This is a genomic window from Zobellella denitrificans (genome assembly GCF_002237365.1).
Taxonomy (GTDB): Bacteria; Pseudomonadota; Gammaproteobacteria; order Enterobacterales; family Aeromonadaceae; genus Oceanimonas; species Oceanimonas denitrificans.
Window position 1 is genome coordinate 1 of record NZ_NMUO01000014.1, and the last position, 17062, is coordinate 17062.

Below are 17062 nucleotides of genomic sequence, written 5' to 3' on the forward strand. Positions count from 1 at the left end.
GCCTGGCCCGGCGCGGCTGGCCCCTGGTGCTGCGCCAGACCGGGGGCGATCTCACGGTGCAGAGCCCGCACCTGCTCAACGTGGCCATGGTGTTCACCCTCACCCCGGCCCCCGGGGCCATCGGCCAGGCCTACCGGCGCTTCTGCCGGCCGCTGCTCGCGGCCCTGGCGGAGATGGGCATCGACGCCTACTGTGGCGCCGTGCCCGGGGCCTTCTGCGATGGCGATTACAACCTGGTGGTGGACGGCCGCAAGCTCGCCGGCACCGCCCAGCGGTGGCGCAAGGCGCAGGGGCGGGAGACCCAGGCGGTGCTGGCCCATGCCGCCATCCTCTGCGACGAGGACGAGGGCGAGCTGTGCCGGCTGACCAACGACTTTTACCGCTACTGCCGGCAACCCCAGCGGGTGCGGGAAGACCGGCACGTGACCGTCTCCCGCCTGCTGGGGCTGGGGCCCGGTCACAGCGCCATGGCGCTGCTGGGGCGCACCCTGCAGCAGCATCTTTCACGGAGGAATGAAGATGAAGGACAAGCATGAACGGATACCGGTAGCCGAGGTGGAGGCCACCCCTGGCTTAAGCCGGCGGCGCTTTCTGGCCGCGGGCAGCATGGTGGCCCTGGGGGTGGGCGCCCTGTCGGCCACCGGCCTCGAGGCCTCGGCCCGGGAAGCCCTGACCCGGGAGTTCACCCTGCTGGGCGCCGAGGCCGGCAACACCCTGCTGGTGCTGGCTCGGGACATCTTTCCCCACGACCACATCGAGGACCGCTACTACCGGCAGGCCCTGGCGCCGCTCGAGGCCCAGGCCGCCGACGACGCCGAGCTCAGGCAACTGCTGGCCGAGGGCACGGCCGCCCTGGACGAGCTGGCCAGGGCGCGCTTCCTGCGGCCCTACGCCGCCATCGAGCGGGAGAGCGATCGCCTGGTACTGCTCTACCTGATCGAGCACGGCGCCTTCTTCCTGCGGCTGAAGGGCCACCTGGTCACCGGTTTTTACGACAACAAGGAAGTCTGGCCCCTGTTCGGCTACGAGGGCTCGTCCTGGGAGCAGGGCGGCTACCTCAACCGGGGCTTCAACGACATCGACTGGCTGGAGCAGGACGCCTGAGCGGCGGCCCCGGCCAACAACCATCCCAAGGAGAGCATTATGAGCGCGACCTTCTCACTGGACGACGACAGCGTCGTGGTGATCATCGGCTCCGGCGCCGGTGGCGGCACCCTGGCCGACGAACTGACCCAAAAAGGCGTCAAGGTGGTGATCCTCGAAGCGGGCAGGCACTACACCCAGGCCGACTTCGAGAACGACGAATGGGCCATGTTCCACAAGATTTCCTGGCTGGACAAGCGCATTTCCGCCGGCGGCTGGCACCACGCCGAAACCTACCCCAACCTGCCGGCCTGGATAGTGAAGGGGGTGGGGGGCTCGACCATGCACTTCTCCGGCCTGGCCCTGCGCTTTTTGCCCCACGACTTCGAGACCCGCAGCGTCTACGGCGAGGTCAAGGGCGCCAATGTGCTGGACTGGCCCATCGGCTATGACGAGCTGGCTCCCTACTACGACATCGCCGAGCGCAAGATGGGGGTGGCGGGCACCAAGGCCAGCGGCCTGCCCGAGATGCCGCCCAACAACCACTACCAGGTGATCGCCGCCGGCGCCCGCAAGGTGGGCTACAAGGACATCAGCCGGCCGGTGGCCTCCAACACCCGGCCCAACGACGGTCGTCCCGCCTGCCAGCAGATCGGCTTTTGCATGCAGGGCTGCAAGATAGGCGCCAAGTGGTCGACCCTGTATGCGGAGATCCCCCGTGCACTGAAGACCGGGCTCGCCGAGCTGCGGCCCCAGAGCATGGTGCTGCGCATCGAGCACGACGCCCAGGGCAAGGCCAGCGGCGTGCTCTACGCCGACAAGGACGGCAAGCTGCAGCTGCAGAAGGCGCGGGTGGTGTGCGTGGCGGGCAATTCCATCGAATCGCCCCGGCTGCTGCTCAACTCCGCCTCCAGCCTGTTCCCCGACGGCCTGGCCAACTCCTCCGGCCAGGTGGGCCGCAACTACATGACCCACACCACGGCGGCGGCGGTGGCCATCCACAAGGGGCCGGTGCGCATGTACCGGGGCTTCGACATCGCCGCGGTGATCTCGGACGAGGCCGAGCTCAAGCCGGAGCGGGGCTTCCTCGGCGGCTACCACCTGGAAGGCCTGGCCCTGCACCTGCCCTTTACCGCCGCCTTTATGAAGCCGGGCGGCTGGGGCCGGGAAGTGACCTCGGCCCTGGAGCAGTACGACCACATGAGCTGCGTCTGGGTCTGTGGCGAGGACATGCCCCAGGAAGAAAACGGCATCAGCCTGCATGCCAGCGAGAAGGATCAGTACGGCCTGCCGGTGCCCGTGGTCACCAAGACCGATCACACCAACGACGCCATCATGCGCCGCCACGGCCTGGCCCAGTGGCGCAAGGTGTCGGAGGCGGTGGGGGCCACCCGGGTTGTCGACATGCCGCCCTATCCGGCCAGCCACAACATGGGCACCAACCGCATGAGCGCCAAGGCGCGGGACGGGGTGGTCAACAAGTGGGGCCAGAGCCACGACGTGGGCAACCTCTTTATCTCCGACGGCAGCCAGTTCACCTCCAGCTCCGCCGCCAACCCGACCCTGACCATAGTCGCGCTGGCGGTACGCCAGGCCGAATACATCGCCAACGCCATGAGCCGGCGGGAACTCTGATCCCGCCCTTGACCAAAAAGGAAGCAACAATGATCAAACAAGGACTGACCGGCAGCCTGATCGGGGCCGCCCTGGCCACCCACCTCCCGGCCGCCGCCGATCCCATGCCGGGCATGAAGGGCCTGCAGCACATCGGCATTACCGTGCCCCGACTGGAGGAGGCGGTCGACTTCTTCGAACGGGTGCTCGGCTGCGAGCCCTTCTTCACCTTCGGCGAGTTCAGCTTCGAGGACGACTGGATGGAACGCCACCTGAACGTGCACCCACGGGCCCGCATCCGCGACTTCCAGATGGTGCGCTGCGGCAACGGCACCAACCTGGAGGTGTTCGAGTACAGCGCCCCGGATCAGAACCGGCGCGGGCCGCGCAACAGCGATATCGGCGGCCATCACCTGGCCTTCTACGTGGATGACATGGCCGCCGCCGTGGCCTACCTGACAGAGCGGGGGATACGGGTGCTGGGTGAACCCAGCACCTTCACCGAGGGGCCGGCGGCGGGGCTGACCTGGGTCTACTTCCTGGCGCCCTGGGGCCTGCAGCTGGAGCTGGTGAGCGCCCCCGGCGGCATGGCCTATGAGCAGGGCCTGGAGCGCGGGCTCTGGGATCCGCGCACGCCGGAGAAATAGCACCGTAAGCACGCCATATAGTTAAAAACTTAGGCAGCAGGAGCAGCGCTGTCTCGGCGTAGCCGCTGTAGATGCCGCTTTAGCCGGCATGATCCGGCATGATCCGGCATGACCCGGCACAAAGCGGCGGCAAAGGGTGCCCCATTTCCGTCCGCGCTCCCCAGTGGCTGCGGGTTTGCGCCACGTAAACGGGCGCCTACAGGTGAGATATCGCGCTGCTCACGTTTTATGGTGAACCCTTATTCCAGGCTTTCATGCAAAAACGCCTGCAACTGCAGCCAGGAGTCCTTGTCGGCCTGGGCGTCGTAGCCGAGCGGCATATTGAACTCGGCGGCCACGCTGTCCGCCCTGGGGTTGGTGAAGGCGTGCAGGGCGCCCGGGTAGTCCACCAGCAGGTAGTCGGCGCCGGCGGCGTCCATTTCCTGGCGGAAGGCGGCCACCTGCTCCGCCGGTACCAGGGGATCGGCGGCGCCGTTGAACACGGCAATGCGCACCGGGCTGCCGGCGGGCAGGGGATCTGCCAGCGGCGCGAGCGAGCCGTGGAAGCTGGCCACCGCCTTCAGCTCGGCGCCAGCGCGGGCCATGTGCAGCACCACGCCGCCGCCGTAGCAGTAGCCGATGGCGGCGATCCGGCCGTCATCGACCCGCGGGTGGGCGGCCAGCCAGTCCCGGGCGGCGTTGAAGCGCCGCTCCGCCAGGGGCAGGGAAGCCAGGGACGCCTTGGCAAACTCGCCCGCCTCGGACGGGTGTTCGGTGTTCCGGCCGTCGCCGTACATGTCCAGGGCCAGGGCGGCATAGCCCAGCTCGGCCAGCATGTCGGCCCGTTGGCGCACATAGTCGTTGTGGCCCCACCACTCGTGCACCACCAGCACCCCGGGCAGGGGCGCGGGCAGGCTGTCGTCGTAGGCGAGGTAGCCCAGGTAGGACTGGCCGTCGAGCTGGTAGCGCACCTCTTCGGTAACCACGGCGGCCTGGGCGGAGGCGCCCAGCAGCAGCAGGGGAATGGCCATTGCCTTCATGATGTTGTCTCCCTTTGATGTCGCGTCACTCCCAGTGTAGACCCGCCGACTTGGGGGTATGGGCCAGAGGGTTAATACTTTAGAAGAGAGGTACAGCGGAGGAGGTAACCATCATGGAACTGTCAAGGCTGCACAGCGGCATGCTCTGTGCCACCCGAAAAGGCCCGGGTTGGATCATGTCGATCGATGCCGAACACCATAGCCTGCATATGAAGGCCCAGGGGGAAGAGCGGGAGTTCGACGTGGATCTGGATGATATTCTGGACGACCCCCAGGTGCACAACCCGGAAGATATCTACTACTGACCATCCGACCCGCTCCGGCGGGTCGTTTTTTATTCCCTTATTCCTCCTCCTGCTCTGTCGTTGCCAGCTGCTGGGCGATCCAGGCGCGGGCCGCCTGCCGGAGCCGCACCGCCGCCGCGAACACGTCCTCGTCCTCTTGCCGGGGCGGCAGGGGGGCGCCCACTTCCACCTCCAGGGCGCCGTGCCGGGGCCACCAGTGTTCGGCGGGCAGCACCCATCGGCTGCCGCGGATCACCACCGGCACTACCGGCACGGCCGCGCCGGCGGCAGCGAGAAAACCGCCCAGGTGGAAGGGCAGGAGCCCCGGGCGGGCGACGAAGGTCCCCTCCGGGAACACCAGCAGCGAGCCCCCGCCCCTGACCAGCCCGGCCAGGCGGTTGGCGTCCTCCACGCTGCGCCGCAGTTCGAAGCGCTCGACGAAGGCCACCCCCAGCTTCTTCAGGTAGCTACCCGCGACGAGCTGGTCGCGCAGTTCCTGTTTGGCGACGAAGGCGTAGGGCCGGGGCAGGGCCGCCACCAGCAAGAGGCCATCCAGGTAGCTGGCGTGGTTGCACACCAGCACGCAGGGGCCCGCCGGCAGCCGATCCACGCCTTCCACCCTGAAGGGGATGCCGGTCAGGCGCAGCAGCCAGCGGGCCGCCCGTCCGCCCAGGCGCCAGGCCGAGGCGGGCTCCCTGGTGGCGAGGGTCGCCAGCCAGACAGGGGGAGCCAGCAGTCCGAGCATCAGCATGGCATGCAGGGCGAAGGCGGCACGAACCAGTTTCCCGCCCAAGCGGCGCAACCAGAGCGCGGCGCTGCCTACCCCTAAGCGCAGCAGTTGTACCCGGGCCGTGGGCGCGACCTGGCCGACGTCTCCCTGCAGATAGCGGCTGCGGCAGGCGGCACGGCGCACCTTGCCGCTGGAGGTCTTGAGCACGGTGCGGGGCGGGGCCAGCACCACCTCGTCGGGCGGCTCGCCCAGCACCTTCAGCACGGCATCCACCACGGCCCCATGCAGGGCGGCGAGGGCGCTACCGGCCAGTCGGGTTTCGGCCAGCACCACCAGGCGCTCGGTGCCGGTGGCCGGATCCGGGCTGCCGAACACCGCCACCCCGCCCTTGCGCACCCCCTCCACGGCGACGACCGCCTCCTCGATTTCCTGGGGATAGAGGTTGCGGCCGCCGCGGATGATCATGTCCTTCACCCGCCCGGTGAGGTAGACCTCGCCGGCGGCGACATAGGCGCGATCGCCGGTGTCGAGCCAGCCATCGTGGAACAGCCCGGCGGTGGCCGCGGGATTGCGGAAGTAGCCCCGGGTGGCCGAAGGGCCCCTGAACTCCAGCCGGCCCTCGATGCGCTCGCCCACCTCCCGGCCGGCCTCGTCGACGATGCGGATGGCATGGCCGGGCAGGGGCGCCCCGCAGGACACGAAGCGCTGGGCGCTCTCGTCCCCCTCGGCGGCGGGCAGGGCACGGTGTTCCCGTGCCAGGGGTTCGCGCCGGACATTGTCGATCAGCGGGCCGCGCCCGAGCGGGGGGAACAGCAGGCCGACCGACGCCTCGGCCAGGCCGTACACGGGGGTGATGGCTTCTGGTTTAAGGCCATAGGGGGCGAACCGCTCGGCAAAGTGGCGCAGGGTGTCGGGGCTGACCGCCTCGGCGCCGTTGCAGGCCAGCCGCCAGCTGCCGAGATCCAGTCCCTCCAGCGCCGCCGGCTCGATGCGCTTGAGACAGAGTTCATAGGCGAAGTTGGGGGCCGCCGAGAGGGTGCCGCGATAGCGGTGGATGGCCCACAGCCAGCGCTCCGGCCTGGCCAGAAAGGTGAGGGGCGACATCACCACCAGCGGCAGACCCACATAGAGGCTGCCGAGAAAGGCGCCGATCAGCCCCATGTCGTGGTAGAGCGGCAGCCAGCTGACGAAGACGTCGCGCGGGCTGGCCGCCAGCACCCCCTGCATGGCGCGGATGTTGGCGAGCAGGTTGGCGTGGCTCAGCACCACCCCCTTGGGGTTGCCGGTGCTGCCCGAGGTGTACTGGATAAAGGCGGTGTCCTCGTCGCGAATGTCGACCGGGCGCAGGCCGTCCGCCGGCGCGACCAACTGCTCGGGGGTGGCCAGCCGGCGCAGGCTGCTCACCCGGGCCTGCAGCAGGCGGCCCACCACCATGGCCTCGGACACGGTGATCATCAGCACCACGGCGGCGTTGGCGAGGATGCCGGCATGGCGCAACACATGGTCTTCGAGCTGGGAGGCCCGCGCCGGCGGATAGATGGGCACCGGGATGGCGCCCATCCTCAGGATGCCGAAGTAGCAGTGGAAGTAGGCGAGGGAGGTGGGCAGCATGATGGCCACCCGCTGGCCCGGCTCGACCCCGGCCTGCTGCAGGGCGGCCGCCACCCCCCGGCTGCCGGCCGCCAGCTCGCCGTAACTGAGCCGTTGCTCGGATTCGTCGGTGACCAGGATGCTCTGTACCTGCTGCGGGTGGGCCCGCTCATGCCAGTCGAGCACCTCCGGCAGGGTGGTGGCGGACGAGCGGGAGAGGTCGCCCAGGGGGCGGCGCCGGCTGACCCGGGCCGCGTCTGCGCTTGGCGCCTGCTCGATGGCGAGCAGCAGATCCCGCACCGTGTCTGCCCGCTGCAGGGTGTCTTCCGGCAGGTCGACCGCGAAAGCCTGCTCGATACGCAGCAGCAGCTCCATCCGCGCCAGGCTGTCGAGGGCCAGATCCCGGTCCAGGGAACTGTCGAGCCGGGCGGGCGGCATCGCCGGGGCTTCCGGCTGCAGATCGCGCAGGGTCTGGTCGACCAGCGCGAGCAGTTGTTGCGCGCGGGCGCCGTCGGGTTGGGGGCTGTCGTCTTCGTCTTGCACCGGGTCGCCCTGGTTGCGGTGGATCACGCCGCCGGGCCGGATGCGGCGGCATCCGGGTCCAGCCTGTCTCTACCAACTATAGCCGCTGGCGGCCGCGGTGGTCTTTATCGGCCCCGGCGGCGGTCGCCACGCCGACGGCCGGATTTATGGGTATGTGGTAACCTTTTGTTTTGGTAAACTATTTCACTGTTGTTACACCACCCCAAGCCATCATGCCCGAGCTTCCTCCCGTTATTCCGCTGTTCGACGCCCCCCAGCACCTGGAAGAGGGCAACAGCCTGGTCAACCAGCATATCGCCGAGATCACCCTGAACCGGGTGGCGGACGCCGCCTTTCTTTACGAACACGCCATGGACTGGCTGCTGGAAAGCCGTTACAGCGAGAACAACTACAAGACCTACCGCAGCGAACTGACCACCTTTCTGCACTGGTGCTTCGACGTGGAGCAGCTGTCGCCGGTGGCCCTGAGCCGGCGCGGCATCCAGCGCTATGTGGACTACTGCCTGGCGCCGCCGCCGGCCCTGATCGCCTACCGCAACGTGGCCCAGTTCGTGCTGGACAAGGACTGGGGCGAACGCCGGCCCAATCCCCTGTGGCGGCCCTTTCTCGGCAAGAAGACGGATGGCGTGCCACAGCCGTACCGGCTGAGCGACAAGGCGCTCAGGACCAAGCTGGCGGTGCTGTCGTCCTTTTACGCCTACCTCATCAACGAGGAGGTGACCGAGCGCAACCCGGCGGTGATGTGGATGCGCCACAGCCGGTTCGGCACCGGCCCGACACCGGCCGGCCCCGTGGGCGAAGAAGAGGAGATCCGGGTATTCAGCGATCTGCAGTGGTCCTACGTGATGGGCACCGCCGAGCGCCTGGCCGGGGAACAGCCGGAGCGGCACGAACGCACCCTGTTCCTGGTGTCGCTGATGTACGGCTGCTACCTGCGCATTTCGGAAGTGGCGGCCAGGCCCGGCTTTTCGCCGGTGATGAGCCAGTTCCGCCGCGACGGCAAAACCGGGATCTGGAGCTTCCACATCCCGGTGAGCAAGGGCGGCAAGCGGCGCACGGTGGCGGTGTCCCGGGAACTGCTGGCGGCGCTGCAACGCTACCGGACTTATCTCAAGCTGCCGCCCTTGCCGGCGCCCAACGACAACAAGCCGCTGTTCGTGCGCCACCGGGCCGCGGGGCGGGGGCGGGAGCAGGGCCTGCTCAACGCCAACCTCGGCATCCGCCAGCTGCGCGAGCTGCTCGACGAACTGATGGCCGCCGCCGCCGAGGCCGCCGGGGCGGACGGCTTCGACCAGGACGCCGCCGAGATGCGCAGCCTGACGGTGCACAGCATCCGCCACACCGGCATCACCCACGACATCAACGACAACGGCCGGCCGCTGTCCCATGTGCAGGCCGACGCCGGCCACGACAGCATCGACACCACCTCCCAGTACCTGCACACCGGCAGGGTAGAGCGCCATGAAAGCGCCGCTAACAAGCGGCTGGATCGGCTGAAGCCCTGAACAACGGAGCCCGGCAGGGCAAGAAAAAGGCAGGGGAGACGGCGCCTGCTGGCGGTGGCACACCATCTGACATTTGACGGATGCTTCGCCGATATGCGGGATCTGTGTGACTTCTGACGCTGCCTGAGGGGGACTGTGATGACCGAGTGGGGTTGTGCCGATGCCGTGGCCACCAGGGCGGCAGGGCCTTGGGTTTGATAAGGCGCCGGGATAACAGCGGCGTGCGGTTTGATATCTCGATATCCGGCTCATCGTTGCAACTGTAAATCACCCCGGAGGCGGTGTTTCCCGGCCAACGTAGTGACGGAGGCGAAAGCCCGCCATACCGCACTGGATAATACGCAGCTCTTATTGCCGATAATGCAGTTTATCGGCATTTTCTTTTGCGGGGCTGAGCGCCCCCCCCAAGTGTCAATAAACAGGGGATATTGATGACCGTTCGCCGCGTGGCCGACCAGGAGATAGCCGAACTGCGCGAGGAAATGCGGGCAGCCAGCTTCTGGGCCAAGGCGCAACTTCGCCAACGGCGTGGCCAATCGTCGACGCCCGCCGTATCTGAACACCTGGAACCGCCAAGCAGGATCAGGTGTGATAATACCGGGTGATGCCATCCGCACCAGGGCGGTTATTGACACTTGAGGGGCGGCTTGCCGAGATGCTTTTCCTTTGGCGTTCCATCGAGACGCGGAGCGCCTGACTAACGCCCGCAGCGGGAACCGCAAGGCGTTGCTCTGGTGAGCCGTGTCTACCAAGCGCATGCCGTTTTCACGCCGGGCCGGATGCGCGCGGTAGCAGGCACCGATTTCGGCCTAGAGTCCACTGTCTTTAATAGTGGACTCTTGTCTCATTTTGGGACGTGATATCGCTGTGCTAAAATGGTTTTTTTGTTTTCTGGGGATTCTATGGAATTGATCTTTGGTCTTCTGGTTATTGGTGTTCTGATTTGGCTGATAACGAGGAAAAGCAGCTCAGACAAGTTGACACTCCTTTCTTTTGAAAATTGGATGGAGATTTATGATAAAGCAAGTGATGCGGAAAAAAATAGGATGGCTACAGCCTTCATTGTGCAGTCTTTGAACATAGCTAAAGAGACACATGGCGTGAACATAAGACAATTCATGATGGAGAAAACTAAGAACAAATTTACTTCCCAACAGGTTTTCGACTACTGGATGCACTCTTGGTTTCAAAGTGAAGACCATGAGAGTTACGGTCGAGACCTTCTCAAGATGGAGGCTCGTCGGGCAGGTGCCGTTTTGTACCTAATAGCTAGTGCATGATGTTTAGGGAATAAATGCTATGTTTTCCTACAAAGTTAAAGCAATCCTTCGTACCGCAGGAAACGTAGAAGAGCTTGAATTTTCTATGATTTTACATCATGAGATCAGCTTGGCTGATGTCTACGAGCACTGTAAGCAACTGCTACCGACCGATCCTAGGCTGACTGTATCTGGTTTCCAAGTACTTGAGATGAAGGCTGAAGGCGCTTAATTCTCAACTACTCGCCACTTCGCATAATGTATATTATGTTAAATAAGAAATTATAAGGTTCAGGACACCCTGGTTCTGCCGCCCGGTTTTAAAGATTTATCGGTACCGTTACTTGGCCCGCTGTGTCCAGTACCCAGCTCGGTTTCGTCATTTCCGGCGATCCTCAGCAAGGCATTTCGCCAGTGTTCGATGGCATCGATGCCCTGATCATCGCCGTCAGCACACGGAAGCTGTAGTCATAGATCCCCGGCTGACCACTTTCCCTCGGGCCCGCCACGTTCAGTACCGCAATCCGCTGGGCCCGGATAAACGCCAGCACTGCCGTGCAGGCCTGCTCAACCGACACCAGCTCCATGTCGATAAGCCGGAACGGCTTTTACTCGCGGAGGCACAGCGCCAGGGTCAGCGCCGTGCCTCCGGTTGGCATGCCGTGGTAAAAAATAACGGTGCCATCGGCCTCCTGCAGGTTTCTGCGGGTCCGTTGCCGGTAGCCGCCGGCCAGTTCGATCAAGGGATAAACCGCGTCTATGGGCCCGTCTTCCGCCCGCCGTCCGGACGGACAATACCCCCCGGCCGGAAATCCCGCCGCCATCGCCGCGTCCAGGGCCGCCCGGTCGGCGCCGGTCTGACCGCCGCTGATGATTTTTTGCAGTATGCTCATTTACTGTTCCATTGCTTACGGCACCAATTTTGTATTTACCATAAATTTATTGGTCACCGTCTCTTGCCCCAAGGAAAAACCTTACCTTCATGTGCCGGGCTCTCACGGCTTTAAGCCCAGGCCTTCGATGTTTATCAGTTCCCTGCTTTTAGTTCAGCCACCGCCCTGCCCTGTTCAGATCAGTACTCCCATTCTTCATAGGACAAAGGCCCGCTGTTCAACAGCGTTCGCCGTTCCTGCCAGTTTGGCAGATAACGATCCATGTATTGCCGAAAACGCTCGTTATGGTGTCGCTCCAGCAGATGGATCAATTCGTGCACCAGTATGTATTCCAGGCATTCCGGGGGCTTTTTGGCCAGCTCCAGATTAAGCCAGATGCGTTTGCTCTGGACGTTGCAGCTGCCCCACTTCGTTTTCATCTTCTTCAGGCCCCAACCGGCGGCCTCCACGCCCAGTAACGGCTGCCAGTGGTCCAACAGCTCGCTGGTGCGTTCTTTCATCTCGGTTCGATAAAAGTCATCCAATACCCTGGCCTTGTTATCCCGGCTGGTGCCGGGGTTCACCTTGAGATGCAACTTGCTGTTGCCCTGCCGGGTTATTTCATGGCGACCGGCACGCTCGGTAAGCGCCAGCCGATAGCGTCTGCCCCATACATAGTGAGACTCGCCACTCACCATCTCCCGTTGTGACTGACGCGGTTGTTCGATAAAGCTCTGCTGTTGTTTTTTGATCCAGGGAATGCGGCTGACCACCGCCATGCGAATGGCCGTGTCGGTCATTTTCTCAGGCGCTGACACCCGTACCCGACCATCGGGCGGCAACACGCTGATATGCAGGTGCTTGATGGCCTTGCGATTCAGTTGCACCGAAAGACTGCCAATGTGCATCAGCGGCATCAGTGATAATCCTTTTGGGCTTTGGCCAGCTCCATCACCGCCTTGAGATCCAGCTCATAGCCCTGAGTCTCTTCCCGAATGGCATTGGCAACTTCCCGCTCCTTGAAGCGGTCGCCAACCCAATCCGCTTTTTTGGTATAGCGAATGGCGCTGTCAATTTTGGTGGTCAGCACTTCATCCCGGCCCAGGTTGTCGTAAAGAGCGCGTTTGGCTTGGGTGTCCATGGTGGCGGGATAACTGTTGCCACTTTGCTCAGGCTTGGTCACCTTGCTGGCCAGTGCCCGGATTTGCTCCAGGTATTCCTGATAAGACAGGGCCTGCTGGCGGCGCTGTTCGATCAGTTCGTCCAGCAGCACCGACATGCGCTCGTAATATTTGGGGTTGATCGGGTTCTCATCGACGATGGTCTTACGCACGTTGTTTTCAATGGCCTCGGCCATGGCCTCGGGATCTTTACTCAGCCCTTCCGGCAGTGCCTTGATCAGATCGTCGCCCTGTTTTTGCACCACCAGCTCGATCAGGCCCAGCTCTTCAAAGTCCATCAACACTTCGCTGTCGTCGGCGCGAATATACATATCCAGCAAATACCGCATGGCGGGCTCGAACCGCTTCATGTCCAGCGCATCGCCACTGCCCTGCTTGACCTCGTCGCGCACCTTTTCATAGTGAGCCACTTCGGCACGGATCTTGTCGATATCACCCGGCGCGTAACCGGCGGCGGGCATTTCGTTGGCGATGTTGGCAAAGGCACGCAGCAGCTTGGCCACGCTCTGGTAGAGGGTCAGACGCAGGGCTTCCTTCTCGGTCAGTTCGTCCTGATTCTGGCCCGACACGCCGCAAAAATAATGCAGATAATCGGCGGTGCCACGGGGTGAGCGCACCGGCTCGCACAGGGCGCGAACCATTTCCAGCGCGGCTTCCAGATCCTGGCTGGCCTGCACCAGTCGGTCTTTCAGCAGGCCGGCCACATCGTCCTTGTCGTAGCCGTCAAAGGCACCGGCGGTATAGTCGGTAATGGCTTTGTCCAGCGACTTGAACAAGTCCTTGTAGTCGATGATGTAGCCGTACTCCTTGTCGTCACCATCCAGGCGGTTGACCCGACAGATGGCCTGAAACAGGTTGTGATCGGCCATTTGCTTGTCGATATATAAATAAGTGGCCGACGGCGCATCAAAACCGGTGAGCAACTTGTCCACCACTATCAGCAGGCGCATCTGACCCGGCTCGTCGATAAAGCGCTTCTTCACCTGCTGTTCAAACAGCTCGGCCTTGCTCATCGCCTCCTGTTCGGTAGTGCCAAAGTGCTCTGCCAGCATTTTGCGGTAAATGTCGTACTTGAACAGCTTTTCGGTCAGCCCCTCGCCGCTCTCCTCCCCCTTGATGCTGGCGGCCACAGGCTGATAACTGGTGACAATGGCCACCTTGCCGGCCAGATCGGTCTGGCTGAACAGCTCATAGGCCTTGCAGGCCTGATACACGCTGTCACACACCAGCATGGCATTGCCCCGTCCGTCTGCCAGACGAGGCCGCTTTTTCATATCCAGCCAGATGTCCGCCACTATTTTTTCCAGCCGCGACTTGCTGGACAGCACCTTTTGCATGGTGCCCCACTTCTGCTTGAGCTGGGTTCTGGCCAGGTTGGACAGCCCCTGGGTATTGATGTCAAACCACTCATCCACCCGCTTGGGCGAGGTCAGCTGCTGATCGATATCCCGTGCCTCGTAGCGCAGATCCAGCACCACGCCATCACTCACGGCTTCGTCAAACTTGTAGGTATGAATAAAGGGGCCAAACACTTCCACCGACTTTTTCTTGTCCTTTTTCATCAGCGGCGTGCCGGTAAAACCGATAAACATGGCCTCGGGCAGTATGAACTTCATGGCTTCGTGCAGCTTGCCCGACTGGGTACGGTGGCACTCATCCACAAATACGAACAGCTCACCCCTGGCCCTAAAATCGCCGGCCATGGCCTGTTGCAGCTCCTTGATGAAATCCTCGGTGGCGGCTTCATCCCCTTCGTCATTTTGCTCTTCCTGCTGGCGGCCAAACTTGTGTACTAGCGAGCACAGCAGCCAGGGCGTGGCCTGGTTCAGGGTGGTCAGCAGATCGGCACCGCTTTTGGTGCGATAGATCTCTTCCTCCACACCGCTGAACACCTTTTCAATCTGTTCATCCAGCTCGGTACGGTCGGTTACGATCAGCACCCGGGCGTCTTTTACGTTTTCCCGAATCCACTTGGCCAGCCACACCATGGTCAGGCTTTTGCCCGACCCCTGAGTGTGCCAGATGATGCCGCCTTCCTTGCGGTCAATGTGCGCCTTGGCGGCCTGAATGCCAAAAAACTGATTGTGGCGGCAGGTCTTTTTTACCCCCGCATCAAACACCATGAAGTGATGAATGATCTCCAGAAAACGCGCCTTGTCACACAGCCGGGCCAGGTGCCAGTCCAGCGGATTGCTATAAGGGTTGGGCGCGTCTTCCTTCCATTCCAGGTAGTAGCGTTCCGGCGTTTCTATGGTGCCGTAGCGCAGGCCCTGGGTGTCGTTGCCGGCCATCACCAGCTGCATGGTGGTGAAGAAGTTGCGGATAAAGTCCTTTTTCTGGTTATCCAGGTTTTGGCGAATGCCTTCACTTACCGACACCGACGAGCGCTTGAGTTCCAGCACCCCCAGGGCGATGCCGTTGACATAGAGCACGATATCCGGGCGCTTCTTGTTCTCGCCCTTGATGGACACCTCTTCGGCAATGGCAAAGTGGTTGGCCTGCGGGTTCTGCCAGTCGATCAGCCACACCGTCTGCTTTTGCTCACCGGCGCTTTCCTTGTCTTTTACGCCGTAGCGCAGCAGCCGGTACACCTCCTTGTTGGCGTAATAGAGCTGCCTGCCCTCGCCCAGCGCCGCCGCCGCATCCAGTTGCCGCAGCGCCCGGTTAATCAACGCCGGGCTCACGCCCCGCTGTTGCAGCCAGGCCACCAGCACTTCGGCCTCGATATTGTGGTTGCCTTCCCTGTCCTGCCAGTTGCCCAGGTAGTGATAACCCAGCTCATTCTGAAAAAACCGGACTACCCGGTTTTGAGTCTCACGCTCGCGCTGGCCGACATTACTCATGACTCTATTTCCATAATAAAGCGAGATTTTCGCTGAAACTTTGTATCTCCCCAAGGCATCATTCTTTGTTTCGGATAGGAGACATAGAGCCATCGCTTGGCTCTTGTGACAGCGACAAAAGCGTTATTCCTCTCCTCATCAAGCTCCTTTACGGCATTTGCTCTATAGTCTGGAAAAACACCTTCACACATGCCAATTAAAAACACGATATCCTTTTCGAGCCCCTTCATAGTATGAACAGTGCTCAACGTTAAGCCATCATCAAGGACATTGTCAGAAAGTTGACCGAGGGCTAATGCATTACGAAATGCAACCAAAGAATCCCCCAGCCCCTTTCGCTTGAATCGCGTCCAAGTGCGATTGAATTCATCGAGTTCTTCTAAGCTCAGCTTTACGTCTTCTATTCTGCCGTCGGAAGCATCATTATGATTTTCAACCAATGAGGTAAGACGGGCATTAAAATCCCTAACTAACCTGGGAATTTTAGGGCTATCAAGATCCAAGTTATCAATCGCATAAAGTAGCTCTTGGAATATCTCGGAGTACTCATCAGCTGATGATGAGGTTTTCGCTGCTAAATCTTGCAATACATTTGCTGTCCAATTGTCTGGCTCAGAAATGCCCAGCACCTGACATAATTTCTTCCCATCCACCCAGTCTTTAGAGTTCAGCTTCACTCGTATGGCATAGTCCAAAATTTTCCCAAATCGAGTAGATGGCTCAAGCTGTCTTTCACCCTTTCTCAATGAGTAAGGTATTGAATTATCCTCAAGACATTTTTCAAGTTTGGAAAAAACGAATCGATTGCGGCCAATTACCACCATATTGCCAAGCGATATTTCGCCTTCAATCTCATCGTGAACTTTCAAATCCAAAAGATTTCTTATGGTAGCAACAACCGCCGCAGCTTCATCTTCTTCCGAATCAAACTCTGAAACCTTTACGCAACCTTCTAATGCGTAATCCATTTCTGCTTGTGAGCCTGGCCGCAACTTGTTTGCCACACGAATCACGGCCTTAGTGCTGCGATAGTTTTCCTTCAACTCAAATTTTTGAGGTGTAAAGTCATCAACAAAACGTGAACAAAGATAGTCTTTTGATGACCCATTAAACCCATAAATCATTTGATTAGGGTCTCCTACCATCAAAACACTTTTTATTACATCACCGCAAAGTACCTTGACAAATTCATACTGTGCTTTATTCAGGTCTTGGGCTTCGTCAACGCAGATATGCTTATAGTGTGAGCGGTATATTTTTGCGATCCAATCATGATCTAGCAGTATTTTATGCGCATACACTAAAATGTCGTCATAATCGATCCCACCACTATTAAGCAGTGCCGCCTGATAATCCTTATAAATTTTCCAGATATTGTTATTTGGATATAACTCAGAGACTTCGAGTTCTGTAAGTAGCTCCCTTTTAACCTTCGAGAAAAAATCCATATAGGATTGCAGGTTTCTTTCCCTGTTTTTTAATTCTTTTGAATCGGAAATGTTTAGATAGTCATCTATATCAATGCCATCTTCACGCAAAGACTGCATAAAGACTTCCATACGGTCTTTATCTCTATCATATATGTGCAACTCCGACGGTAAGCCAACGGTATGACCATATTTCTCTAAAATCCGCTGTGCGACCGAGTGAATCGTCGCAATCCAGGCCCTGTCCTCCACCTGCTCTAAGTCAGCTAAGCGCGCACTCATCTCTTCGGCCGCTTTATTGGTGAAGGTAAGAGCGATAACACCCTCTTTCTTGGTTTCCCCCAGAATATGCCGGACACGCTCTGTCAGTACTCGTGTCTTACCTGATCCAGCTGAAGCAAGAACTTGAATAGCCGTATCTAAAGGAGCTTCAACTATCTGGCGCTGGGCATTGGATAAATTCAT

General features: G+C 61.0%; 13 protein-coding genes and 1 pseudogene. 8 read left to right on the plus strand and 6 right to left on the minus strand.

Annotated elements, in window-relative coordinates; all coding sequences use genetic code 11:
- The 4 genes from CGX12_RS05005 to CGX12_RS05020 all read left to right on the plus strand — a co-directional run.
- On the plus strand, positions 1–536 hold a 536-nt coding region (locus tag CGX12_RS05005; protein ID WP_142995574.1), incomplete at its 5' end, for a lipoate--protein ligase family protein.
- Positions 520–1104, plus strand: a complete 585-nt coding sequence (locus CGX12_RS05010; RefSeq protein WP_094038801.1) for a gluconate 2-dehydrogenase subunit 3 family protein — start codon at positions 520–522, stop codon at positions 1102–1104. The genes CGX12_RS05005 and CGX12_RS05010, both read left to right, overlap by 17 nt.
- Before the next feature lie 39 nt (positions 1105–1143).
- Positions 1144–2718, plus strand: coding sequence for a GMC family oxidoreductase (locus CGX12_RS05015; protein ID WP_094038802.1), 1575 nt, complete (start codon positions 1144–1146; stop codon positions 2716–2718).
- Positions 2719–2747: 29 nt separating this feature from the next.
- Complete coding sequence (locus CGX12_RS05020; RefSeq protein WP_094038803.1) at positions 2748–3344, plus strand: VOC family protein; 597 nt, start codon at positions 2748–2750, stop codon at positions 3342–3344.
- 239 nt (positions 3345–3583) lie between these two features.
- Here CGX12_RS05020 and CGX12_RS05025 read toward each other — a convergent pair whose 3' ends face one another.
- On the minus strand, positions 3584–4363 hold the full coding sequence (locus CGX12_RS05025) for a dienelactone hydrolase family protein (RefSeq protein WP_094038804.1): 780 nt from the start codon (positions 4361–4363) through the stop codon (positions 3584–3586).
- 113 nt (positions 4364–4476) lie between these two features.
- Here CGX12_RS05025 and CGX12_RS05030 point away from each other — a divergent pair, with 113 nt between their 5' ends.
- On the plus strand, positions 4477–4668 hold the full coding sequence (locus tag CGX12_RS05030; RefSeq protein ID WP_094038805.1) for a hypothetical protein: 192 nt from the start codon (positions 4477–4479) through the stop codon (positions 4666–4668).
- Between the two features lie 37 nt (positions 4669–4705).
- Here CGX12_RS05030 and CGX12_RS05035 read toward each other — a convergent pair whose 3' ends face one another.
- A complete protein-coding gene (locus tag CGX12_RS05035; RefSeq protein ID WP_217898120.1) occupies positions 4706–7537 on the minus strand; it encodes an AMP-binding protein in 2832 nt (943 codons plus the stop codon).
- 185 nt (positions 7538–7722) lie between these two features.
- On the opposite strand from CGX12_RS05035, the gene CGX12_RS05040 reads away from it, so the two are divergent.
- From CGX12_RS05040 to CGX12_RS05050, 3 genes are all read left to right on the plus strand, one after another.
- Entirely contained in the window at positions 7723–9015 is a 1293-nt protein-coding gene (locus CGX12_RS05040) for a tyrosine-type recombinase/integrase (protein ID WP_094038806.1), read from the plus strand.
- 902 nt (positions 9016–9917) lie between these two features.
- The gene (locus CGX12_RS05045; RefSeq protein ID WP_094038807.1) at positions 9918–10295 is read left to right on the plus strand and encodes a hypothetical protein; all 378 of its coding nucleotides are present in this window, start codon (positions 9918–9920) and stop codon (positions 10293–10295) included.
- A gap of 19 nt (positions 10296–10314) precedes the next feature.
- Entirely contained in the window at positions 10315–10506 is a 192-nt protein-coding gene (locus CGX12_RS05050; RefSeq protein WP_094038808.1) for a hypothetical protein, read from the plus strand.
- Positions 10507–10669: 163 nt separating this feature from the next.
- On the opposite strand, the pseudogene CGX12_RS20185 reads toward CGX12_RS05050, so the two are convergent.
- The 4 genes and pseudogenes from CGX12_RS20185 to CGX12_RS05070 all read right to left on the minus strand — a co-directional run bounded on the left by CGX12_RS20185 (position 10670) and on the right by CGX12_RS05070 (position 17062).
- Positions 10670–11167 (minus strand): annotated as a pseudogene (locus tag CGX12_RS20185) (putative molybdenum carrier protein).
- A gap of 179 nt (positions 11168–11346) precedes the next feature.
- Entirely contained in the window at positions 11347–12063 is a 717-nt protein-coding gene (locus CGX12_RS05060; protein WP_094038809.1) for a M48 family metallopeptidase, read from the minus strand.
- Positions 12063–15170 (minus strand): type I restriction endonuclease subunit R, encoded by a 3108-nt coding sequence (locus CGX12_RS05065; protein ID WP_094038810.1) that lies wholly within the window; start codon positions 15168–15170, stop codon positions 12063–12065. Before CGX12_RS05065 ends, CGX12_RS05060 begins: the two co-directional genes overlap by 1 nt.
- Positions 15167–17062 (minus strand): ATP-dependent helicase, encoded by a 1896-nt coding sequence (locus tag CGX12_RS05070; protein ID WP_094038811.1) that lies wholly within the window; start codon positions 17060–17062, stop codon positions 15167–15169. Before CGX12_RS05070 ends, CGX12_RS05065 begins: the two co-directional genes overlap by 4 nt.